This is a genomic window from Actinomycetospora atypica, assembly GCF_042653685.1.
Classification (GTDB): Bacteria; Actinomycetota; Actinomycetes; order Mycobacteriales; family Pseudonocardiaceae; genus Actinomycetospora; species Actinomycetospora atypica.
In genome coordinates, this window is sequence record NZ_JBHSIV010000006.1 from 97,936 (window position 1) to 119,714 (window position 21,779).

General features: G+C 74.4%; 24 protein-coding genes. 6 read left to right on the forward strand and 18 right to left on the reverse strand.

Annotated elements, in window-relative coordinates:
* Positions 1-148: 148 nt before the first annotated feature.
* On the reverse strand, positions 149-1,342 hold the full coding sequence (locus ACFPBZ_RS07700) for an acyl-CoA dehydrogenase family protein (RefSeq protein WP_378035436.1): 1,194 nt from the start codon (positions 1,340-1,342) through the stop codon (positions 149-151).
* Between the two features lie 102 nt (positions 1,343-1,444).
* Positions 1,445-2,404, reverse strand: a complete 960-nt coding sequence (locus ACFPBZ_RS07705; RefSeq protein ID WP_378035437.1) for an HpcH/HpaI aldolase/citrate lyase family protein — start codon at positions 2,402-2,404, stop codon at positions 1,445-1,447.
* 168 nt (positions 2,405-2,572) lie between these two features.
* Between ACFPBZ_RS07705 and ACFPBZ_RS07710 the strand changes: the two genes are divergently transcribed.
* The 3 genes from ACFPBZ_RS07710 to ACFPBZ_RS07720 are packed head-to-tail and all read left to right on the forward strand — an operon-like array spanning position 2,573 to position 5,645.
* Positions 2,573-3,874, forward strand: a complete 1,302-nt coding sequence (locus ACFPBZ_RS07710; protein WP_378035574.1) for a magnesium transporter MgtE N-terminal domain-containing protein — start codon at positions 2,573-2,575, stop codon at positions 3,872-3,874.
* Positions 3,867-4,502 (forward strand): DUF1003 domain-containing protein, encoded by a 636-nt coding sequence (locus tag ACFPBZ_RS07715; RefSeq protein WP_378035438.1) that lies wholly within the window; start codon positions 3,867-3,869, stop codon positions 4,500-4,502. Before ACFPBZ_RS07710 ends, ACFPBZ_RS07715 begins: the two co-directional genes overlap by 8 nt.
* 9 nt (positions 4,503-4,511) lie before the next feature.
* On the forward strand, positions 4,512-5,645 hold the full coding sequence (locus tag ACFPBZ_RS07720) for an Mrp/NBP35 family ATP-binding protein (protein WP_378035439.1): 1,134 nt from the start codon (positions 4,512-4,514) through the stop codon (positions 5,643-5,645).
* An 80-nt stretch (positions 5,646-5,725) separates the two neighbouring features.
* Here the strand turns inward: ACFPBZ_RS07720 and ACFPBZ_RS07725 are convergent, their stop codons facing one another.
* The 5 genes from ACFPBZ_RS07725 to ACFPBZ_RS07745 all read right to left on the reverse strand — a co-directional run bounded on the left by ACFPBZ_RS07725 (position 5,726) and on the right by ACFPBZ_RS07745 (position 11,016).
* Positions 5,726-7,204, reverse strand: a complete 1,479-nt coding sequence (locus ACFPBZ_RS07725) for a lanthionine synthetase LanC family protein (RefSeq protein WP_378035440.1) — start codon at positions 7,202-7,204, stop codon at positions 5,726-5,728.
* A complete protein-coding gene (locus ACFPBZ_RS07730) occupies positions 7,201-8,115 on the reverse strand; it encodes a polysaccharide deacetylase family protein (protein WP_378035441.1) in 915 nt (304 codons plus the stop codon). Before ACFPBZ_RS07730 ends, ACFPBZ_RS07725 begins: the two co-directional genes overlap by 4 nt.
* Before the next feature lie 74 nt (positions 8,116-8,189).
* Positions 8,190-8,366 (reverse strand): hypothetical protein, encoded by a 177-nt coding sequence (locus ACFPBZ_RS07735; RefSeq protein ID WP_378035442.1) that lies wholly within the window; start codon positions 8,364-8,366, stop codon positions 8,190-8,192.
* 41 nt (positions 8,367-8,407) lie between these two features.
* A complete protein-coding gene (locus ACFPBZ_RS07740; protein ID WP_378035443.1) occupies positions 8,408-10,027 on the reverse strand; it encodes a glycosyltransferase in 1,620 nt (539 codons plus the stop codon).
* Positions 10,028-10,140: 113 nt separating this feature from the next.
* Complete coding sequence (locus ACFPBZ_RS07745; RefSeq protein WP_378035444.1) at positions 10,141-11,016, reverse strand: dioxygenase family protein; 876 nt, start codon at positions 11,014-11,016, stop codon at positions 10,141-10,143.
* Positions 11,017-11,094: 78 nt separating this feature from the next.
* On the opposite strand from ACFPBZ_RS07745, the gene ACFPBZ_RS07750 reads away from it, so the two are divergent.
* The gene (locus tag ACFPBZ_RS07750) at positions 11,095-11,595 is read left to right on the forward strand and encodes a MarR family winged helix-turn-helix transcriptional regulator (protein WP_378035445.1); all 501 of its coding nucleotides are present in this window, start codon (positions 11,095-11,097) and stop codon (positions 11,593-11,595) included.
* Between the two features lie 64 nt (positions 11,596-11,659).
* On the opposite strand, the gene tatB is transcribed toward ACFPBZ_RS07750, so the two are convergent.
* From tatB to sigE, 4 genes are all read right to left on the reverse strand, one after another.
* Positions 11,660-12,094, reverse strand: a complete 435-nt coding sequence (gene tatB / locus ACFPBZ_RS07755; RefSeq protein WP_378035446.1) for a Sec-independent protein translocase protein TatB — start codon at positions 12,092-12,094, stop codon at positions 11,660-11,662.
* A gap of 14 nt (positions 12,095-12,108) precedes the next feature.
* Entirely contained in the window at positions 12,109-13,683 is a 1,575-nt protein-coding gene (locus ACFPBZ_RS07760; protein ID WP_378035447.1) for a S1C family serine protease, read from the reverse strand.
* A gap of 108 nt (positions 13,684-13,791) precedes the next feature.
* Entirely contained in the window at positions 13,792-14,442 is a 651-nt protein-coding gene (locus tag ACFPBZ_RS07765) for a hypothetical protein (RefSeq protein WP_378035448.1), read from the reverse strand.
* A complete protein-coding gene (sigE, locus tag ACFPBZ_RS07770; RefSeq protein ID WP_378035449.1) occupies positions 14,439-15,023 on the reverse strand; it encodes an RNA polymerase sigma factor SigE in 585 nt (194 codons plus the stop codon). Before sigE ends, ACFPBZ_RS07765 begins: the two co-directional genes overlap by 4 nt.
* 198 nt (positions 15,024-15,221) lie before the next feature.
* Here sigE and ACFPBZ_RS07775 point away from each other — a divergent pair, with 198 nt between their 5' ends.
* A complete protein-coding gene (locus tag ACFPBZ_RS07775) occupies positions 15,222-16,244 on the forward strand; it encodes an O-methyltransferase (protein ID WP_378035450.1) in 1,023 nt (340 codons plus the stop codon).
* A gap of 68 nt (positions 16,245-16,312) precedes the next feature.
* Here ACFPBZ_RS07775 and ACFPBZ_RS07780 read toward each other — a convergent pair whose 3' ends face one another.
* From ACFPBZ_RS07780 to ACFPBZ_RS07810, 7 genes are all read right to left on the reverse strand, one after another.
* Complete coding sequence (locus tag ACFPBZ_RS07780) at positions 16,313-17,797, reverse strand: leucyl aminopeptidase family protein (RefSeq protein WP_378035451.1); 1,485 nt, start codon at positions 17,795-17,797, stop codon at positions 16,313-16,315.
* Between the two features lie 2 nt (positions 17,798-17,799).
* Positions 17,800-17,967 (reverse strand): DUF3117 domain-containing protein, encoded by a 168-nt coding sequence (locus tag ACFPBZ_RS07785; RefSeq protein ID WP_018335229.1) that lies wholly within the window; start codon positions 17,965-17,967, stop codon positions 17,800-17,802.
* A 120-nt stretch (positions 17,968-18,087) separates the two neighbouring features.
* Positions 18,088-18,690 (reverse strand): DNA-3-methyladenine glycosylase I, encoded by a 603-nt coding sequence (locus ACFPBZ_RS07790; protein ID WP_378035575.1) that lies wholly within the window; start codon positions 18,688-18,690, stop codon positions 18,088-18,090.
* 25 nt (positions 18,691-18,715) lie between these two features.
* Positions 18,716-19,168 (reverse strand): SRPBCC family protein, encoded by a 453-nt coding sequence (locus tag ACFPBZ_RS07795; protein ID WP_378035452.1) that lies wholly within the window; start codon positions 19,166-19,168, stop codon positions 18,716-18,718.
* A gap of 2 nt (positions 19,169-19,170) precedes the next feature.
* Positions 19,171-19,584 (reverse strand): DivIVA domain-containing protein, encoded by a 414-nt coding sequence (locus ACFPBZ_RS07800; RefSeq protein ID WP_378035453.1) that lies wholly within the window; start codon positions 19,582-19,584, stop codon positions 19,171-19,173.
* Positions 19,585-19,637: 53 nt separating this feature from the next.
* A complete protein-coding gene (locus tag ACFPBZ_RS07805) occupies positions 19,638-20,171 on the reverse strand; it encodes an LOG family protein (RefSeq protein ID WP_378035454.1) in 534 nt (177 codons plus the stop codon).
* Positions 20,171-20,944 carry an LOG family protein gene (locus tag ACFPBZ_RS07810; protein ID WP_378035455.1) on the reverse strand — a complete coding sequence of 258 codons (774 nt, stop codon included), beginning with the start codon at positions 20,942-20,944 and terminating at the stop codon, positions 20,171-20,173. The genes ACFPBZ_RS07805 and ACFPBZ_RS07810 overlap by 1 nt, the downstream gene beginning before the upstream one ends.
* Positions 20,945-21,081: 137 nt before the next feature.
* On the opposite strand from ACFPBZ_RS07810, the gene wrbA reads away from it, so the two are divergent.
* Entirely contained in the window at positions 21,082-21,708 is a 627-nt protein-coding gene (wrbA, locus tag ACFPBZ_RS07815; protein ID WP_378035456.1) for an NAD(P)H:quinone oxidoreductase, read from the forward strand.
* Positions 21,709-21,779 lie beyond the last annotated feature (71 nt).

A 21,779-nucleotide genomic window follows, 5' to 3' on the forward strand; every position in this document is an offset into this window, starting at 1 on the left:
GTGCCCACGCGGGGTGTGTGTGAGGTCGCTCCGTACGCCGAACGGCGGCGCGCACTGGTCCAGTGCACGCCGCCGCTGGGTCGAGCGTGGCGGTTCCCTGCCGTTCAGTGTCAGCGATGTGCCATCGCTGACACGCGGGGCCGGGAGATCAGCGGAGCTTGTAGTCCTTCAGCAGACCGCGCGAGATGATCGTCTTCTGGATCTCCGAGGTGCCCTCGCCGATGAGCAGGAACGGCGCCTCACGCATGAGCCGCTCGATCTCGTACTCCTTGGAGTAGCCGTAGCCGCCGTGGATGCGGAACGACTCCTCGGTGACCTCCTTGCAGTACTCGGAGGCGATCATCTTGGCCATCCCGGCCTCGACGTCGTTGCGCTCGCCGCGGTCCTTCAGGCGGGCCGCGTTGACCATCATCAGGTGGGCGGCCTCGACCTTGGTGGCCATCTCGGCGAGCTTGAAGGCGATCGCCTGGTGCTGCGCGATCGGCTTGCCGAAGGTGGAGCGCTGCTGGGCGTACTCGATGCCCAGCTCGAAGGCGCGGATCGCGATGCCGCAGGCGCGGGCCGCGACGTTCACGCGGCCGACCTCGACGCCGTCCATCATCTGCGCGAAGCCCTTGCCCGGCAGCTCGCCGAGCACCTGGGTCTGCGGGAGGCGGAAGCCGTCGAACACCATCTCGGTGGTGTCGACGCCCTTGTAGCCCATCTTGTCGATCTTGCCGGGGACCGCGAGGCCCTCGGCGACCTTGCCGAACCCGCGGGGCTTCTCCACCAGCAGGGTCGTCAGGTTCTGGTATGGCTTCTCCGCGCCCTCGTCGGTCTTGACGAGCACCGCGGTGAGGTTCGACGAGCCGCCGTTGGTCAGCCACATCTTGGCGCCGTTGACCACGTAGTCGTCGCCGTCGCGGGTCGCGCGGGTCTTGATGGCGGCGACGTCGGAGCCGAGCTCGGGCTCGGACATCGAGAACGAGCCGGTGATCTCGCCCGTGGCCATCTTCGGGAGATAGCGCTGCTTCTGCTCCTCCGTGCCGTGGTGGATGAGCATGTAGGCGACGATGAAGTGCGTGTTGATGACGCCGGAGACGCTCATCCAGCCGCGGGCGATCTGCTCCACGGTCAGCGCGTAGGTGGTCAGCGACTCGCCGAGGCCGCCGTACTCCTCCGGGATCATGAGCCCGAACAGGCCCATCTCCTTCATCCCGTCGACGATCTCCGTGGGGTACTCGTCGGCGTGCTCGAGCTCCTGGGCGTGCGGGATGATCTCCTTGTCCACGTAGTCGCGGACGGTGGAGAGGATCTCGGTCTGGACCTCGGTGAGGCCGGCGGTCTGGGCGAGACGGGCCATGCTGATCGCTCCTGACGACGTGAAGTTACCGGCGAGTATGCCCCGGACGTGCGTGCGTTTCCGCCCGAGAGGGCGGAAAGGCACGCACGAGGCGGAGCGGGACTAGCTCTCCGGCGGGGTCCAGCGCTCGCCGCGGGTCATGCCGGCGGCCCGGCCCTTGCCCGCGATGACGAGCGCCATCTTGCGCGAGGCCTCGTCGATCATCTCGTCGCCGATCATGGCCGAGCCCTTCTTGCCCCCGGCCTCGGAGGTGAAGTACTCGTAGGCGTCGAGGATGTTCTCGGCGTGGTCGTAGTCGTTCTGGTCGGGCGAGAAGACCTCGTTGGCGGCGTCGATCTGGCCGGGGTGCAGCACCCACTTGCCGTCGTAGCCCAGAGCGGCCGACCGGGCGGCGACGCGGCGGAAGGCGTCGACGTCGCGGATCTGCAGGTAGGGGCCGTCGATGGCCTGCAGGTCGTAGGCCCGCGCCGCCATGAGGATCTGCATGTAGATGTAGTGGTAGGCGTCGCCCTCGGTGTAGCCGGGGGGCTGCTCGCCGACCACGAGCGACTTCATGTTGATCGAGGCCATGAAGTCGGCCGGGCCGAAGACGATGGTCTCCATGCGCGGCGACGCGGCGGCGATCTCGTTGACGTTGGTCAGGCCGAGCGCGTTCTCGATCTGCGCCTCGATGCCGATGCGGCCGACCTCGTAGCCCATGGTCTTCTCGATCTGCGTGAGCAGGAAGTCCAGGGCGTGCACCTGCGCCGCGGTCTGCACCTTCGGCAACATGATGGCGTCCAGGTTGGCCCCGGCGCCCTCGACGACCTCGGTCACGTCGCGGTAGGTCCACTCCGTCGTCCAGTCGTTCACGCGGACGACGCGGGTCTTGCCCTCCCAGCCCCCCTCGTTCAGGGCCGAGACGATCGTCTTGCGCGCCCCCGGCTTGGCCAGCGGGGCGCAGGCGTCCTCCAGGTCGAGGAAGATCTGGTCCGCGGGCAGCGTGCGGGCCTTGTCGATGAACTTCTGGCTCGACCCGGGCACCGCGAGACACGACCGACGCGGGCGGTTCTCGACACTCACTTGCGACAGACCTCCTCATGGGCCTCCGCTCGTCGCGGAGACGTCCGGTGACGGGATGCTGACACGCGAGCGCGGAGCTGTCCCGATTCAGGTGAGCACCCTCTCCGCCGCGAGCCCGGTGTGCAACGCCGCTAACCTCAGCGCGTGACCCGAGCCGCCAGCACCGCGATGACCAGGGTGTTCGTCGCCCGGATGGTCGGTCTGCCCGTTCTCGGGCCCGACGGGGAGAACATCGGGCGGGTCCGCGACGCGGTGTGCGCCGTCTCCGTGGGGCCCCGACCGCCCCGCGTGCTCGGCCTCGTCGTCGGGGTGGGGTCCCGCCGGCGCATCTTCGTCCCGATGCTGCGCGTCACCGCGATCGACGCCGGCGCGGTCACGCTGACCACCGGGCAGGTGAACCTGCGCTCGTTCGTGCAGCGGCCGAACGAGGTCCTCGTCGTCGGGGAGATGCTCGACGCGAGCGTGCGGATCGTCGACAAGGCCGTCGACGCCACCGTCGCCGACGTGCTCATGGAGCACACCCGCAGTCGCGACTGGCTGATCACGCGCCTCGCGGTCACCGAGCGGATCGGGGTGCTCGGACGACGGGGCCCGGTGCAGGTCCTGCCGTGGGCGGCGGTCAGCGGGCTGTCCCTGGCCGAGGAGGGCCAGGGGACCGAGCAGCTGCTCGCCACCTTCGAGGACATGCGCCCCGCCGACGTGGCGCGGGCCCTGCTCGACCTGCCCACCCGCCGCCGCTTCGACGTCGCCGACGGCCTGGGCGACGAGCGCCTCGCGGACGTCCTCGAGGAGTTGCCGAGCGACGACCAGCGCGACCTGCTGCGCCACCTCGACTCCGAGCGCGCCGCCGACGTGCTCGAGGCGATGGACCCCGACGACGCCGCGGACCTGCTCGCCGACCTGCCCGACCCCGAGTCCGAGCAGCTCCTGGACCTCATGGAGCCCGAGGACTCCGAGTCGGTGCGCCGTCTGCTCACCTACTCCTCGGACACCGCCGGCGGCATGATGACCCCGGAGCCGATCGTGCTGGCGCCGGACGCGACGGTGGCCGAGGCGCTCGCCCGGGTGCGCAACCCCGACCTCACCCCGGCGCTGGCCTCGATGGTGTTCGTGTGCCGGCCGCCGTCGGCCACCCCCACCGGGCGCTACCTCGGCTGCGTGCACGCCCAGCGCCTGCTGCGCGAGGCCCCGTTCGAGCTGGTGGCGGGCGTGCTCGACTCCGAGCTGACCCGGCTGGGTCCCGAGGCCTCGCTCACCGAGGTCACGCGCTACTTCGCCACCTACAACCTGGTGTGCGGGCCCGTCATCGACGAGAACGACCACCTGCTCGGGGCCGTCACCGTCGACGACGTCCTCGACCACCTGCTGCCCGATGACTGGCGCTCCCAGGACCCGGAGCCCACCACCACGGGCAGCCTGCGCATCCCGCCGTCGGCGATCCCGAACCCACCCGGAGGCCGCCGTGCCTGAGCGCTCCACCCGCCGCCGGCTCGACACGCCGGCCGGCCCCCAGTCGCGCCTGCGGGTCAACCTCGACACCGAGGCCTTCGGGCGGGCCGCCGAGCGGCTCGCACGCTTCCTCGGGACCGGCACCTACCTGCTGTGGCAGACGGTGTTCGTGATCATCTGGATCATCCTGAACCTGATCGGGATCCTCGGGTCCTGGGACCCGTACCCCTTCATCCTGCTCAACCTGGCCTTCTCCACCCAGGCCGCGTACGCGGCGCCCCTGATCCTGCTGGCGCAGAACCGGCAGGACGACCGCGACCGCGTCTCGCTCGACGAGGACCGCACCCGCGCGCAGCGCACCATCGCCGACACCGAGTACCTGTCCCGGGAGCTCGCGGCGGTCCGGATCGCGGTCGGCGAGATGGTGACCCGCGACTTCCTGCGCAGCGAGCTCGCCGACCGCGGCGCCGAGCGCTCCGGGGTCGACCGCGAGACGCAGCGGGCGCTCACCCGGGCCGTCGACAAGTCGCTCGACAAGTCCCTGGAGCGGGCTCTCGACCGGGCGGTGGAGAAGGCCGTCGACCGGGCCCTGAGCCGGGTGCTGGAGCACACGGGTCCGTCGAACGGGACGACCTCTACCGACACGTAGCATCGGGGTATGGCTGCACCGTCGATCGAGGCGATCCGCACCGCACTGGCGGGCGTCGAGGATCCCGAGATCCACCGCCCGATCACCGAACTCGGCATGCTCAAGGACGTCCGGGTCCTCGACCACGGCAAGGTCGAGGTCGCCGTCTACCTCACCGTGTCCGGCTGCCCGATGAAGGACACGATCACGAGCCGCGTCACCACCGCGGTCTCCGGCGTCTCGGGCGTCACCGCCGTGGCGGTCGAGCTCGACGTCATGAACGACGAGCAGCGGCGCGAGCTGCGCAAGACCGTCAAGGGCGACGCCGACGAGCCCGTGATCCCGTTCGCCCAGCCCGGCTCGATGACCCGCGTCTACGCGGTCGCCTCGGGCAAGGGCGGCGTCGGCAAGTCGTCGGTCACCGTGAACCTCGCCGCCGCGATGGCCGACAAGGGCCTCTCGGTCGGCGTGGTCGACGCCGACATCTACGGCCACTCGGTGCCGCGGATGCTGGGCTGCGACGTCCTGCCGACCAAGGTCGACGAGATGATCCTCCCGCCGCAGGCGCACGGGGTGAAGGTCATCTCGATCGGCATGTTCACCCCGGGCAACACCCCCGTGGTGTGGCGCGGGCCGATGCTGCACCGCGCGCTGCAGCAGTTCCTCGCCGACGTCTTCTGGGGCGACCTCGACGTCCTGCTCCTCGACCTCCCGCCCGGCACCGGCGACATCGCGATCTCCACCGCGCAGCTGATCCCGAACGCGGAGCTCCTCGTGGTGACGACGCCGCAGCAGGCCGCGGCCGAGGTCGCCGAGCGCGCCGGGGCGATCTCGCTGCAGACGCGCCAGCGCCTCGTGGGCGTCGTCGAGAACATGTCGTGGATGGACATGCCCGACGGCTCGCGGATGGACCTGTTCGGCTCGGGCGGCGGCCAGCAGGTGGCCGACTCGCTCACGAAGTCGATCGGGTCGCCGGTGCCGCTGCTCGGCCAGATCCCGATCGACACCCGCCTGCGCGAGGGCGGCGACGCCGGCGTCCCGCTGGTGCTCTCGGCGCCGCAGTCGGCGGCGGGCGCGGAGCTGCGCAAGGTGGCCGACCGGCTGACCGTGCGGGCCCGGGGCCTCGCCGGGATGTCGCTGAACATCTCGCCGGCGGGCCGCTAGCCCGCGCCGGTGTCAGCGATGGACCATCGCTGACACCGGACGTCCGGAATCCGCCACGCCCGCGTCCGCCCCCGGTCCGCTCAGCCGAGCGGGACCAGGGGCGGCTGCATGGCGGGGGTGTCCATCGGGCCGCCCGACATCCGGGTGAGGAAGCCCAGGACACCCGCCGTGCCCCAGTGCCACGACGGCTCCCCGACCAGCCGGGGCCGCCCGTCGGTCAGGTTCGACGGCCACGAGCCGTCCGGGAGCTGCGCGCCCGCGAGGAACCGCTGCGCGCCGACGGCCGCGTCCCGGTAGGACGTCTCCCCCGTGACCCGGCCCAGGGTGTCGAGGTACCACCCGGTGCCCGCGGCGCCGGAGTTGGTCGAGAGGTGCGTGGTCGAGGCCCCCTCGAACTCGGGCCACGACGTGCCGCCGTCGCGCGTGTCGGCCACGGCGAGCAGCCAGCGCCCGGCCGCCTCGGCCCGCTCGCGGTGCGCGTCGTCGTCGAGGATCGCCGCGGCCTGCAGGGACACCCAGCCGATCCCGGCGGCGCCCTCCTCCATGCCGGTGGCGCGCCGCGGGTTGCCGACGGCGCCCGTGGGGTCGACCCAGATCGGCCAGGTGCGGCCGCCCCGGTCCTCCACGGCACTGCGGTCGAGGAACTCGAGCGCCCGCGAGGCGCCGTCGCGGAAGCGCTGCTCCCCCGTCGCCTGGTACAGGCGCAGGAACGAGAACGCCGCGCCCGCGGCCCCGGAGAGGAACCCGGTGTTGCGGGCGGACACGTCGGCCCGCTCGGGCATCCCGCCGTCGGGGCCCTGCTGCGTGAGCAGGTAGGCGCCCCCGCCCGCCGCGTACTCGGCCAGGCGGCGGTCGCCGGAGCGCTCGGCGAGGACGCTCAGGGCGTACACGATGCCGGCCTGCCCCTCGCCCATGCCGTTGCGATAGGAGGGCTCACCGTCGTCGCTCCAGGCCCAGCGGCACACCGCCGGGCAGGCGGGCGCCCCGGGCACGTCCTCGGCCCGCTCGACGAGCCAGGCCGCCGCGTCGAGCGCGACGTCCCGGTAGCGCTGCTCGCCGGTGCGCTCCCCCACGCTCCACAGCAGGTCCGCGACGCCGGCCGCGCCGTCGTCGTAGGAGGAGTAGGCGTAGCCCGCGGGGGCCCACTCGCCGCCGTCGGGACCCGGGTCGACGTAGTCGGGGAACCGGCCCGGGCCGCGCTGGGCGGCGACGAGGAAGTCGGCCGCGTCGCGGGCGGTGTCGAGCGCGCGGTCGCGGACCGCGGCGTCGGGGGCGCCCTCGGCCACCGCGAGCAGACCGGCGGCGATCCCGGCGGCCCCGACGTCGCGGTCGACCTGCCGGTGCGGCGCCTGGATGACGCTGGCCCAGGCCCGGCCACCGCCGGGGTGCTCCTCGGCCGCCGCGACGAGCGCGTCGACGCCGCGGGCCACGTCCGCCGGCGCCGAGGCCGCCACCGGGCTCGGGGAGGGTCCACCCGACCCGCCCGACCCGGCGCCCGCCGTCGTCGAGCAGCCGGCGGCCAGGGCGAGCACCACCACGAGCAGCAGCACGCGGGTCACGGCGCCACCACCGCCGTCTCCTCGTCCCCGTTCTTGCGGCCCGTCGGCCGGACGACCCCGAACTCGAGGCCGTTGTCGCGCACCGCGTCGATGGCCCGCGGCAGGTACTGCCACTGCGGGTCGGGGCAGGTGATGGCGTCCCCGCCGTCGTGCAGCAGGATCACGGCCTCGTCGCGCGCCTCCGTCACCACGAACCGGGTCAGCGCGTCCGCCCCCGGGCACTCGAAGTCGCCCTTGAGGTTCGAGCGCCAGTCCCAGCCGACGCCGCCGATCAGTCCGCGCTCGGCGAGCACCGCGTCGGCCACCGGCGAGGCCTCGCCGAACGGGTAGCGGAACATCGTCGGCCGGACGCCGAGCTCGCGGGTCAGCGCCTCCTCGCCGCGGACGATCTGGTCACGGGCGCGCGCCTGGTCGAGGTCGGGGAAGTACACGTGCTCGTAGGAGTGCAGCGCGATCACGTGGCCCTCGGCGAGCGCCCGGCGCGCGATGTCGGGGTGCTTCTCGGTCTGGTCGCCCTGGAAGAAGAACGTGGCCTTTACGCCCTTCGCGGCGAGGACGTCGAGCACGTACGGGGTGCGCTCGGGGGTCGGGCCGTCGTCGAAGGTCAGCCCGACGAGCGGGGTGCCGGGCGTGATGCGGGCGGGCGGGCGGGCCCGGTCGGCCGCCGTCGGCGCGTAGCGCGGCCCGACGACGCTCACCTCCTGCACCGACGCCGGCGACGCGTCCGCGGTGGCCTCGTCCGCCCCCGAGAGCCACGTCGCGAACCCGGCCACCCCGCTGCCGAGCAGGGCGACCAGCACCGAGACGGTCACCAGGGTGCGGCGCCGGCGGACGTCGAAGGCGTCCTTGCCCCGCCGTCGCCCCGGGGCGCGCGCCCTCGCCTGGGCCGCCAGCGCGGCCGCCCCGAGCAACGTCGTCTCCGTCGACGAGGTGTCGCGCGCCCCCCGCCGTCTCCTCCCGCCCGACACCTCGTCCGTCCGGTGCCTCAGTGGAAGTGCCGGGCGCCGCGGCGGGCGATGCGCACCAGCAGCATCGTCGTGAACGCGACGGTGACCGCGGTGAGGACCATGGCGATCGCGCTGACCCCCTGGGTCGCCGCCAGCGCCATGCCGGTGGCACCGCCGGTGACACCGCTCGTCAGGTACAAGGACTCGCCGTACATGGGGGAACTGCCTCTCGGTGGGGAGCGAGGGGGTCGGGGGACTACCAGCCCTGTCGTCGGGCGAACAGGCACCGCCATGCGGCGACGACGGCGCAGAACTCGAGGAAGAAGCCGTACAGGTCCTCGACGACCAGGACGGCCACGATTGCCACGTCGGTGCCCGTGCGGCCCGGTAGTCGCCACATCGACGTGACGCGCTCCAGCCACATCACGCCGAGCGGGATCAGGCCGATGAGCGCGTACCGGAACGGCACCGCGTGGGTGATCATCAGGACGAGCATCGTCACGAAGAGCAGCCGGAAGAACACGCTGAGCACGAACAACCCGTAGGACAGGATGTCCTTGCGGGTGGCCCGGGTCCATCCGCGCTTGAGGCACTCGTCCATCCCGCCGCGGCCCCACCGGAGCCGCTGGACCCACAGCTCGCGGAACGACGTGGGCGGGTGGGTCAGCACGTGGGCGCCGCGGGCGGCCCCGACGGTCCAGCCCGCGGTCTTGAGGTCGAGGGTGAGGGCGTAGTCCTCGATGAGCGAGGACCCGTCCCACGGCCCCGCGGACCGGTGGACCGCGACCTCGTCCAGCGCCTCGCGCCGGTACATCGCGGCGGCCCCGCTCGCGACGCTGACCCGCCAGCCCCGCAGCTCGCGCAGGTCGTCGTACCGGCTGTACTCCAGCCGCTGCAGGCGCCAGGCCAGGCCCCGGCCGGGCGCGGCCCAGTAGCGGGCGCAGACCGCACCGAGTGCCGTGTTCCGCTGCAGCTCCTCGGCCATCGCCGCCGCGCACCCGGGTCGCAGCACCGTGTCGGCGTCCATCGTCAGGACGAGGTCGGCGTCGCGGGCCGCGCGCCGCCAGCCCTCGTTGAGCGCCCCGGCCTTCTTCTCGGTGTTGCCCCGGGTCTCGATCACCTCGACGGGGTAGCGCCGGGCGATCTCGACGGTGCGGTCGGTGCAGTTGTCGGCCACCACGACGATGCCGCTGATGCGCAGCCCGTCGGGCATCTCCTGCGCGAGGAGGCCCTCGACGGTGTCGGCGATGCCCGCCTCCTCGTCGTGGGCGGGAACCAGGACGACGAGGGTGGTGACGGCGGTGTCGGCGCGGCGCCAGGAGGCCCGGGCCGGGGTGGCGGCCGGGGAGGGAGCCGGTGCCGCGACCGGAGCGGCCGCGCGGACCGGGTTCGACCTCGGCGCGAGCAGCACGGTCGCGGGCTCGCTCTCCGCGCGGCGGGCCGGGGTCGGGGCCGGAGCGGGCGTGGACCGGCGGGCGGGAGCGGGGGCCGCACGGTGGGCCGGAGCGGGCACAGGAGCCGCACGGTGGGCCGGGGCGGGCGCAGGAGCCGCGCGGTGGCCCGGAGCGGACGTGGGGGCCGGCGGCGCGGTCGTCGTGGCCCGGGGCGCGGTGAACGTGAGGCCCGAGGGGGACGCCGGCGGTCGCGCGGGCGTGAACGTGAGGGCCGAGCGGTCTGCGTCGCGCGGCGCCGGGACCCCCGACGTCGTCGGGACCCGTCGGACCGGCGGAGCCGTACCGGAGGCCTGCGCGGCGAGCAGGTCGGCCACCGTCAGGCGGTCCGCCCGGTGGCGCGCCCGCCGGGCGCGCGGCAGGCGTCCGGTCGGGGCATCGTCGGGGGAGGCGACCTCCCCCGACCGCACCGCGGTCTGACTCATGGTCCCTCCCCGACCCCGTTGACTCACCCGGTCGAGGTCCCTCGACCGGGTTTACGAACCCTTTGTACGTCACGGGGAGAGTCTTTGTTACAGCCCGGTCTCGGTCCGGGAGGTCAGGCCACGGAGAACGATCTCCGGGAGAGGCCCCACATCATCCCGTCGATCTCGGTGGTGACGGGCGCCGCGGGGTCGCTCGCGACACCGAGCGTGACGAAGAGCGGGACGTAGTGCTCGGCGGTGGGGTGGGCGTAGGGCATGCCCGGGGCCTTCCCGAACCGGCGCAGCGTGTCCACGTCACCGCGCGCCAGGGCGTCGGACACCCAGGCGTCGAAGTCGTCGGTCCACCCCGGGACGGACTCGCCGCGCAGCATGTCGCGGGTGAGGAACGGCAGGCCGTGGGTCATGAACCCCGAGCCCACCACCAGCACGCCCTCGGAGCGCAGCTCGCGGAGGCGGGCCCCGAGGCGCATCAGCCGGTCGGGGTCCTCGTCGGGCATCGACACCTGCAGCACGGGGACGTCCGCGTTGGGGTACATCACCGACAGCGGCACCCACGCTCCGTGATCGAGCCCGCGGGACGACCGGTGGACGTCCTCGGAGCCCGCGAGCATGGTTGCGATCCGGTCGGCGAGGGCCGACGCGTCGGGCGTGGCGTAGGTCATCGTGTAGTACCGGGCGGCGAACCCGCCGAAGTCGTAGACGAGCGGGGTGCCCGCGGTGGGCGAGCTGATCGTCAGCGGGGCCGACTCCCAGTGCGCCGAGACGATGACGACGGCCTTCGGCTGCGGCATGCGGTGCGCCCAGTCGAACAGGTCGCGCATCCAGTCGGCGTCGTCGTAGAGCGGCGGGGCCCCGTGGGAGAGGTAGAGGGCCGGCATCGGCCCGTCCTCCGGGGTCCAGGGACGGCGGCCGGCGGCCGTGTCCCGCGCCGGGCCGATGAAGGCGTCGAAGGCCGCTCCGGGAGCGGCGGTGGCGAACGGGGAACTCATGGGGGTCTCCTGGCGCGTGACGGGTCGACCGGCACGCTAGTCCTGCACAGTTGAAGCATCAAGTGTAGCCTGGCGGACATGGAGCCCTGGCTGAGCGCGGAGGAACAGCACGCCTGGCGGCGGTTCGCCGCGGTGTTCACCCTGCTGCCCGCGGCCTTCGACGCCCAACTGCAGCGCGACGCCGGGCTCACGCAGTTCTCCTACCTCGTGCTCGCGATGCTCTCCGAGGCCCCCGGGCGCACCATGCCCATGAGCGAGCTCGCCTCCACCGTCAGCTCGTCACTCTCCCGCCTCTCGCACGTGGTGTCACGCCTCGAGCAGCAGGGTTGGGTCGCCCGCGAGCCGTGCGCGGGCAACGGGCGGGTCACGATGGCCCGGTTGACCGACGCCGGCTGGGAGAAGGTCGTGGCGACCGCCCCGGGGCACGCCGCCGAGGTGCGCCGCCTCGTCGTCGACGCGATCGGACCCGAGCAGGTGGGCGACCTCGACCGCATCGCCGGCGCGATCCTGCGCCGGCTCGACCCGAGCGGCCGGATGCGGGCGAACCCGATCAGCCGCGAGGTGGGCGAGCCCTCGTAGGCCCTATCGGCGTGCTCCCCTTATTCCGTGTCCAGGCACGGAACAGTGCTTGCGAGTGTTCACCTCAGGTCGCGTCCGGGTCGAACGGGGCGGCCTCGCCGGGCTTGAGCGGGACGGCCCGGTCGGACTGCCCCTTGACGACGCCGTTCGCGCCCGCCGCCGGGAGACCCGCGGACCCGCCGGCGGGCTCCGGGACCGCCGGGGTGGCCGCGCCGGTCCAGGTGCCGTCGTTCACCGGCTCGAGCAGGGTGCGCCGCACCGCCTGGCGGGGGTCCATCTGCCGGATCGAGCGCAGGTCCTCGAGCGGCTTGCGGAACTCGTCGAACTCCGGCCCGATCTCGTTGCGCAGCTGGTCGCGGGCACCCGCAGCGTACTCGCGGACGGTGCGCATCGTGTCGGCGACCCACCGGATGGCGCCCGGCAGCCGCTCGGGCCCGAGGATGAACAGCCCGATCAGCGCGAGGACGAGGATCTCGCCCCACCCGACGCTCTCGAACACCGCGTTCCCTCTCCCTAGAGCTGGGCCTGCAGCGACAGCGGCCGCCCGCCGCGGACGACGCCCAGCGTCACCGCGTCGCCGGGCCGGTGCTCCCGCACGGCGACCACCAGCTCGTCGGCGGACGCGATCGGGCGGGCGTCGACGCGGGTGACCACGTCGCCCTCGAGCACGCCCGCACGGGCCGCAGGTCCACCCTGGACCACGTTGAGCACCTGCGCACCGTCGGAGGTCCCGTCGGTGACGGACTTCGCGTTCACGCCCAGGTCGGTGTGCGTGAACGAGCCGGTGCGGATCAGCGACTCGGCGATCACGCGGACGTCGTCGATCGGGATGGCGAACCCGAGCCCGATCGACCCGCCCTGCCCCGAGGAGTCGGTGCCCCCGAGGGTGCGGATGGCGGTGTTGATCCCGACGACGGCCCCGGTCGAGTCGACGAGCGCGCCCCCGGAGTTGCCGGGGTTGATGGCGGCGTCGGTCTGGATCGCGTCGATGACGGGGTTGGCGTTCGCGCTCTCCGCGTCGAGGCGCACCGGGCGGCGCAGCGAGCTGACGATGCCCGTGGTGACGGTGCCGGCCAGGCCCAGCGGCGAGCCGATCGCGATCACGCCGTCGCCCACCCGCAGGTCTCCCGACCGGCCGAGCTGGGCGACCACCGGGTCGGCGACGTCGACCTTGATCACCGCGATGTCGGTCTGGGGGTCCCGCCCGACGATGCGGGCGGGCGCGCGGGTGCCGGAGGCGAACACGGCCTCGAGGGTGGCCCGCGGGTCGGTCGCGGCCAGGGAGACGACGTGGTTGTTCGTGACGATGTCGCCGCGGTCGTCGACGACGACGCCGGAGCCGGTGCCGCCCGTGGTGCCGGAGCGCACCTCGATCGAGACGACCGCGGGGACCACCCGGCCCGCGAGGTCGGCGACCGACCCGGCCGGGCGCTCCTTCCCGGCGTCGACCTGGGCGAGCGTGGCCCCGGGGTCGACGACGGCGTCGGCGCCCTCGGCGGTGAGGTGCCCGACGAGGCCGCCGACCGCGCCGACGACGAGTGCGAGGACGACGAGCAGCACGAGCGCGCTCGGGGCCACCCGCCGCCCGAAGACGAGCTCGCGGGCGGAGAGCTTCGGGCCGCCGGCGCGGCGGTCGGGCCCGGGACCCGACTCGCGGACCGCGGGCGCCCCGAGCTCGACCGGGGCGCCCGGGTCGCGCCACGGGTCGGCGACGGCGTCGCCGTCCCAGAAGTCGTCGGGACGGTCGTCGGGCGCGGGAGCGGGGGCGGGTCGCTGCAGGGGCTCCGCCGCCCCCTCGGGGCGGCCGAAGGCCCCGGCGAGGGCGACCGAGGGCTCCCGTGACGGCGCGGCGGCCGGGGCGGAGCCGTTGCGGGCGCCCGCCGACGAGCCGTCGTCCCCGGTGGGGCGGGCGAAGTCGGCCGCCTGGTCGCGGTCGGGCGCGCCGGGGCGCGACGAGCCGTTCGTGTGCCCGTTCGCGGCGTGGCCGTTGCTCGCGTGGCCGTTCGCGGCGTGCCCGTTGGTGCCGGGCTGCGTGCGCGACGCGTCGGGCCGCTCCGTCGTCGCGGGGCGCGACCAGGGGCTGCTCATGTCCGCGCTCGCGCGATGGGTGCGGTGGTCATCGTGCCCCCACGGTAGAGCGACGGCGACTCACGGGCGACACCACCCGATCCTGGAGGGTGGGCCGTGAAAGGTCGGTCAGGCCGGGGGGCGCGTCGGGGTGGATCCGTCCGGGCCCGGGACCGGGGTGGTGCTGGTCACGGCGGTCTCCCGCCCCGCCCGCTCGACGACCGCGCCGATCACGGGGTTGCCCCGCTCCCCCGCCACGGGCACGGGCACCGCGGCGGTCAACGAGGCCCCGGCGCTCGGCGCCCGCACCGGGACGACGGAGGCGGGGGCGGCCCCGGCCGCGACGACCGGGCCGACGACGGCGGCCGCGCCCACGACGAGCCCGGACGCGACGACCGCCGGCAGGACGCGTCGTCGGGACCACCGACCTCCGTGACCGGAGCGGCGGGTCGGCGACCCGGCGGGGACCACGAAGCGGCCCTGCGCGTCGACCGCGAGCCCGGCCGGCGCCTCGGGCAGCTCGGCGCTGTCGGGGATCGCGCGCAGGGAGGACAGCAGCGATGACGGCACGCCGGGACAGTCGGCCGCGCGCAGCCGGCGGCGCGCCTGGCGCTGGGCGGCGACCTCCCCGGCACAGGTCAGACAGTGGTCGACGTGCGCGGTGGCGCGGGCGGCGGCACCCGGCGGGAGCTCACCGTCGACGTGCGCGACGACCGCGTCGAGCGAGAGGTGCCCGCCGTCGCGCCACCGGGCCCAGGCCGACGCCTGCGGCCCGATCACGCGAGGGCCTCCGCGCGCCGGCGCTCGAGCGCGCTGCGGAGCGCCTGACGTCCCCGGTGGATTCGACTGCGCACGGTCCCCAGTTTGACATCCAGCGTGGCCGCGATCTCCTCGTACGAGAGACCTTCGACGTCGCAGAGCACGACCGCGGCGCGGAACTCGGGCGCGAGCTCGTCGAGGGCGCCCTGCAGGTCGGGGTCGAGGTGGGCCTCGGAGAAGATCTGCTCCGGGTCGGGGCCGCCGCCGGGGATGCGGTCGGTGTCCTCGGGCAGCCCCTCCATGCGCAGCCGGCCGCGCCGCCGCACCATGTCGAGGAAGAGGTTCGTGGTGATCCGGTGCAGCCAGCCCTCGAAGGTGCCGGGCTTGTACGCGGCGAGCGAGCGGAAGACGCGGATGAAGGTCTCCTGCGTCAGGTCCTCGGCGTCGTGCGCGTCGCCGGTCAGCCGGTAGGCGAGGCGGTACACGCGGTCGGCGTGCTCGCGCACCACGTCGTCCCAGGACGGCGGGGTCCACACCTCGCCGTCGAAGGTGCCCGGGTGCCCCTCGAGGTGGTCGGGGCGCGCAGCGAGCGTCTCGGTCATGGCTTCACTGTGTCCGTCCGTCATGACACCCGGGTGAGGGTCGACTGAGAGGGGGCTGAGGATCGGCGGGAGACGCAGCGCAGCGGAGCTCGACCCTTGGGGGGACGGCGCGGCGCGGCGCAGCGGAGCTCGACCCTTGGGGGGACGGCGCGGCGCGGCGCGGCGGTGGGGCCGCGGAGGCGATCTAGCCTCATGCCCGTGACGGAGGACGGGGGGCGCCGAGGGCGCGACGACGCGCGGCGTGCGCTGCGTGTCGTCGGCACGGCTCCCCCGTCCACCGGCACGGGTTCCACCGAGGGGACGCCCCACCGGCCCGCGGATGACGCACGCACGCCGCCCGGTCTGGCCGGCCGACGCCGCGGCTCCGGCGCCCGGGCCGGTGCCGGACGCATCCCCGTCTACCCGCGGGTCCCCACCGGCCCGTGGCGCCCCACCCCGGGGGCCCGCCCCACCCGCTCGGAGGACACCACCGGCGACGCGGCCTCCGTCCCCGGCGCGGGGCCGCGGCTCACGGCCCTCGCCCCCGACCAGGAGGGCCCGGTCGAGGGCCCGCCCGTCGAGACCTTCGAGGCCGTCGCCGACGAGGACGCCGCGGAGATGGCCCGGCTGCGGGCCCGCGCGGAGCGCTTCACCCCCGAGGACGAGGTGACCGCGGCCGCGCGCGAGCGGGCCGCCGAGCACGGCATCGTCGCGGTGGGGCCCGGCGCGGGCGCCGCCCTGACCTTCCTCGCGTCGGCGACCCGGGCGCGGTCCGTCGTCGAGATCGGCACCGGCGCGGGGGTCGGCACGGTGAGCCTGCTGCGCGGCATGCCGCGCGAGGGCCTGCTGACCAGCATCGACTGCGAGCCCGCCCACCAGCGCCTGGCCCGCCTGGCCTGCGTCGAGGCGGGGTTCGCACCCGGGCGCGTCCGCATGATCACCGGGCGCGCGCTCGACGTGCTGCCGCGGCTCTCCGACTCGGCGTACGACCTCGTGCTCGTCGACGCCGCGACCGTCGAGTACCCCCGCTACCTGGAGGAGGCGCTGCGGCTGTTGCGTCCCGGCGGGGTCGTCGTGCTCGACAACGTGCTCTGGACGGGCCGGATCGCCGACGCGGCCCGGCGCGACGCGGTCGCTATGGCCCTGCGCGAGACCGTGAAGGCGGTCCGGACCGACGAGCGCCTGGCGCCCCTGCTGCTGCCGGTGTCCGACGGCCTGCTCTGCGCCTCGCTCCTGGCCTGAGAAACCTCCCCGCCGGAGCGAGCGGCACTCCCGCTGCTTCTAGGTGCGCGAGAGTGCCGTTCGCTGCGTCAGGAGGCGTGCCCCGCGCAGAACTCCACGAGGGTGCGCGCGGCGAACCCGGTGGCGCCCTTCGCGACCTCCTCGTGCGGGGAGTCGCAGCGGGCGGGGCCGGCGATGTCGAGGTGCGCCCAGGGCACGTCACCCACGAACCGGCGCAGGAACAGTGCGGCGACGATGCCGCCGGGCCCGGGCGGGGCCTGCCGCACGTCGGCGAGGGTGGAGTCGACGTCCGCGTCGTGCCCGGCCGACAGCGGCACCCGCCACCACGGCTCGGCCGTGGCGTCGCCCGCCGCGGTCATGCGCGCCGCGAGCTCGTCGCTCGTGGCGAACAGGCCGCCGGTGCGCACCCCGAGGGCCACCTTCATCGCGCCGGTGAGCGTGGCGACGTCGACGAGGACGTCGGGCGCGAGGGTGGCGACGGCGTAGCCGAGGGCGTCGGCCAGCACCATGCGCCCCTCGGCGTCGGTGTTGGCGACCTCGGTGGTGCGCCCGTCGTAGTGGCGCACGACGTCGCCCGGGCGGTACGCCGAGCCCGACACGTGGTTCTCCGCCAGCGGCACGAGCCCGGTGACCCGCACCGGGACCTCGAGCGCGGCGATCGCGCCGAGCGCCCCGACGACGGCCGCCCCGCCCGAGCAGTCGGTCCGCATGTCGGCCATGCCCGCGTTCGGCTTGATCGAGATGCCGCCGGTGTCGAAGGTGATGCCCTTCCCGACGAGCACCACGTGGCGCGTCGCGCCGGCCGGGGCCCAGGTGAGCTCGAGGAGGCGCGGGGGCCGCGAGGACCCGCCGCCGACCGCGAGCACGCCGCCGAACCCGTGCTCGGCGAGCCAGTGCTCGTCGCGGATCTCGACGTCGACCCCGGGCACGGAGGCCAGCGACTCGAGCGCCTGCTCCGCGAACCAGGCCGGCGACTTCGCCCCCGAGGGGGTGTCGGCGAGGTCGCGCGCGGTCGCGGTGGCCCGGGCGAGGACCAGCGCCCGCTCCACCGCGTCCCGGAACGCGGCGGGCACCTCGAGGGCGACCTCCGGCGGCGGGGCCGGGGTGGCGGAGCGCACGGAGAAGCGGTGCGACCCGAGCAGCAGGCCGGTGGCCAGCGCCGCCCAGCCCGCCCCGTCGTCGGGACCGGGGTGGCCGTCGGCGAGGCCGACCTGCACGCGGGCCGGACCGTCCCCGGATGCGCCGTACAGCGCGCCGGGGTCGGTGCGGCCCGACGCCACGCGGACCGCCGCGGCGCCGGCCGCCCGCCAGTCCTTGCCCGACCCCGTCCCGGCGCCCACCAGCCATCGCCCGGCACCGTCGTCCGGCGCCAGGGCGGCGACCGCCCCGGCCGACGCGACCCACCCGCTCGGGGTCCCGGCGGGCGGCTCGACGTCGTCGGAGACCCGGCACAGGGTCACGACCGCGGCCGCGCCGGCGTCGGCGCCCGGGTCGACCGCCGAGATCGTGGCGAGCGGGGTGGGCAGCGACGGCGCGGCGAAGACGGCGGTCACGGTTACGACGAGATCGAGGAGAGGGCCTCCCGCAGGTCGCCCGCCTCGTCGGCGGTCATCTCGACGACGAGCCTGCCCCCACCTTCGAGAGGCACGCGCATCACGATCCCGCGGCCCTCCTTGGTGACCTCGAGGGGACCGTCACCGGTCCGGGGCTTCATGGCCGCCATAGTCGTGCTCCCTCCACATGGTCGTCGCCGGCGAGGCCGGGCCTCTCATCTGCGATGGAGCTCCCGGACGCCGCAGGTCGATTCTTCCCCATCCGGGCGCCGCGCACGACACCGGAGCGATCATCGGGCGTGGCGCGTCGCCGAGGGGACGGCCCGGAAGCACCCGGCGAGGTGTTCGTCGACCATGCCGGTGGCCTGCATCAACGCGTGGGCGGTGGTCGGTCCGACGAACCGGAACCCCCGCCGGCGCAGCTCCTTCGCCATCGCCGTCGACTCCGGCGTGGTCGCCCGGACCCCGTCGAGCGTCTCCGGCGGCGCCGGCGGCGGTTCGGGCGCGAAGGACCACAGCAGCGCGTCGAGCCCCGGGCCCTCCTGCTCCAGACGCAGCACGGCGGCCGCGTTGGCGATCGTCGCGTCGATCTTCTGCCGGTTCCGGACGATGCCGGCGTCGGCCAGGAGCCGCGCCACGTCGGCCTCGTCGAACCCCGCGACCACCTCGGCGTCGAACCCGGCGAACGCGGCGCGGAAGGCGGGCCGCTTGCGCAGGATCACGAGCCACGAGAGCCCGGACTGGAAGGCCTCGAGGCTGACCCGCTCGAAGAGCGCGTCGCGGCCGTGCAGGACGTGGCCCCACTCGGTGTCGTGGTACTCCCGCAGCAGCGGGTCGGACGCCCCCCACGGGCAGCGCGCGACCCCGTCCTCGCCGGGGACCGCCCCGTTCATCTCCCCGTCGCTCCGCTCGCCCACCTCACCTCGTCTCGGTCGCGCAGCGCCGCGCGAGCTTGCGCAGCGAGTAGACCAGCGCGAGCCGGAACACCGGCGACACGAACGGCCAGCCCAGCGCCCCGAGGGGACCGAGCGGGAGGTCGAGCCGCTCGCCCCACTCGAAGCGCGAGCGCGAGGGCCCGAGCTCGACGACGGTGAACGTGCCCGACCCGCGGACGAACGAGCCGGTGTGCACCACGGTCGCGCGGTGCGGCGGGTCCCACCCGACGATGCGCATCGTGTCGGTCACCCCGAGCGGCCCGACCCCGGTGGTGGCGGCGAGCTCGGAGCCGATCCCCACGCCGTCGCCCGCGGTCACCTTCACCTCGGTGCCGAGCATCCAGTCGCTCTGGCCCTCCCAGTCGGTGACGGCCTTCCAGACGACGTCGGCGGGCGCGTCGACGTCCACGCCGACGGTGATGTCACGCGTGGCCACGGTCAGTGTTCCTCTCGCTGCAGTGCTTCACGGCCGGCTCCTCTCGCGGCGCCGGCGACGCCGGCGGTGGGATCGGTGGGCGTCGGGTCGTCGACGTCGGTGAGCGCCTCCGGGTCGGCACGCGCGTCCCGGGGGCCCTCGTAGACCGCGAGCCGCCCGCGCAGCGCGTCCACCTCGGCCGCGAGCCGGTCGAGCGCCCAGTCCACCTCGCTCATGCGGTATCCGCGGAACGTCTGCTGGAACCGCAGCTCGCGCACATCGGCCCCCGCGAGGTCGCGCGCGGGCAGCCGGGTGGGCGTGGCCCCGGGCGGCATCGGGGCCAGTTCCTCCCCGCGGCCGGCCAGCAGCGCCGTCGCCAGGTAGATCACCGCCGCGACCGCCCCGACGACGAGGACGTAGACCAGAGCACTGCCCATGGCGACGATCGTGGCAGAGGGGTCCGACGGTCAGCGTTCGGAGTCGGGCCGGCTCAGCCGCAGGCGTCCAGGGCCGCCTCGACCGTCGTCGTCCGGATCAGCGTGCGCAGCGAGACGTCCCCGACGAAGCCGGTGCCGCGCAGGCCCTCCAGCCAGGCGAGGAGCCCGTCGTAGAAGCCGTCGGGGTCGCAGAGCACCACCGGCTTGGTGTGCATCTCGAGGTAGCGCGAGGTCCACGCCTCGAAGAGCTCCTCGAGCGTGCCGAGCCCGCCGGGCAGCGCGATCCACGCGTCGGAGCGGGCGTCCATCTCCGCCTTGCGCTCGCGCATCGTCCCGACGACGACGAGCTCGTCGGCCTCGTCGTCGGCGACCTCGCGGTCCTGCAGGCCGGTGGGGATCACCCCGACGGTGCGGGCGCCACCGGCGCGGGCCGCCCGCGCCACCTCGCCCATCATCCCGACCCGCCCGCCACCGGAGACGAGCGTCCAACCACGGGCCGCGATCTGGGTGCCCACCTCGCGGGCCAGCGCGAGATGGCGCTCGCCGACCGGGCCGGACGCGCAGAACACGCAGACGTGCACTCCCACTACTTCTCCACCAGGTCCTGGAAGCCCCGCTCGACGATGGCGACGACCTCCTCGACGTCGTCGACGACGTGGATCAGGTCGACGTCGCGGGGGCTGATCACCGCGTGGTCGATGGCCGTGGTGCGCAGCCAGTCGACCAGCCCGCCCCAGTAGGCCGAACCGAGCAGGATCACCGGGAAGCGGGTGACCTTGCCGGTCTGGACCAGGACGAGGGCCTCGAAGAGCTCGTCGAGGGTGCCGAAGCCGCCGGGCAGGCAGACGAACGCCTGGGCGTACTTGACGAACATCGTCTTGCGGGCGAAGAAGTAGCGGAACCCGACCCCGAGGTCGACCCACGGGTTGAGGCCCTGCTCGAACGGAAGCTCGATGCCCAGCCCCACCGAGAGACCCCCGGCCTCGGAGGCGCCGCGGTTCGCGGCCTCCATGATCCCGGGGCCGCCGCCGGTGATGACGGCGTAGCCCGCGTCGGCCAGGGCCGCGCCGAGGCGCACGCCGACCGCGTAGTCGGGGTGGTCCGCGGGCGTGCGGGCCGAGCCGAACACCGTCACGGCGCGCGGGATCTCGGCGAGCACCGAGAAGCCCTCCACGAACTCGGCCTGGATCCGCTGCACGCGCCAGGCGTCGGAGTGCACCCAGTCGGCCGGGCCGCGCTGGTCGAGCAGCCGCTGGTCGGTGGTGGAGGACAGGCGGGCCGGGTCCCGGTGCTCGGAGCGGCGCCTGTCGATGGTCGTCGGCCGGGGCGTCGTGAGGTCGTCGAACTGGGAGCCGGTCACGGCATCAGCGTAGGAGCGGGGTCGCGGCGGGTTCGCGCCGGTCGCGCGTCCGTCACCGCGAATTCGGGTGTGCGTCCCCCAGGGCCGGGTAGCCGGTTGAAGAGACAACCACCGCACGACGAGGGGACGCACCACCTATGGCCACCAAGGTCGCCGTCATCTACTACTCGCAGACCGGCACGATCCACGAGCTCGCGCAGGAGTACGCCGCGGGCGCCGAGAAGGCCGGGGCCGAGGTACGGCTGCGCTCGGTGACCGAGCTGGCGCCGCAGTCCGCCATCGACTCGAACGAGAAGTGGAAGAACTACCGCGAGCAGATCGCGGACCAGCCCGAGGCCACCGCGGACGACATCCTCTGGGCCGACGCCGTGATCTTCGGGACGCCGACCCGGTACGGCAACGTCTCCGCGCAGCTCAAGCAGTTCCTCGACCAGCTCGGCCCGCAGTGGGCCCAGGGTCAGCTCGCCGACAAGGTCTACTCGGGCTTTACCGCGAGCTCGACGCTGCACGGCGGCCAGGAGTCGACGCTGCTCGCGCTGTACAACACGATCTACCACTTCGGTGGCTTCATCGTCCCGCCCGGCTACACCGACGGGATCCTGTTCCAGACCGGCAACCCCTACGGCGTCTCGCACGTCGACGGCCAGGGCACCATCCCGGTCTCCGACGAGACCCGCCAGGCCGCCCGGTACACCGCCGAGCGCGTCACCGGCGTGACCTCCCAGCTGCTCGCCGGCCGGGACGCGGCGCTCGCCGCCAGCTAGGCCCTCCTCGCTGGAGCGAACGGCACTTCCGCTGCTTCTATGTGAGCGGAAGTGCCGTTCGCTCCGGCCCC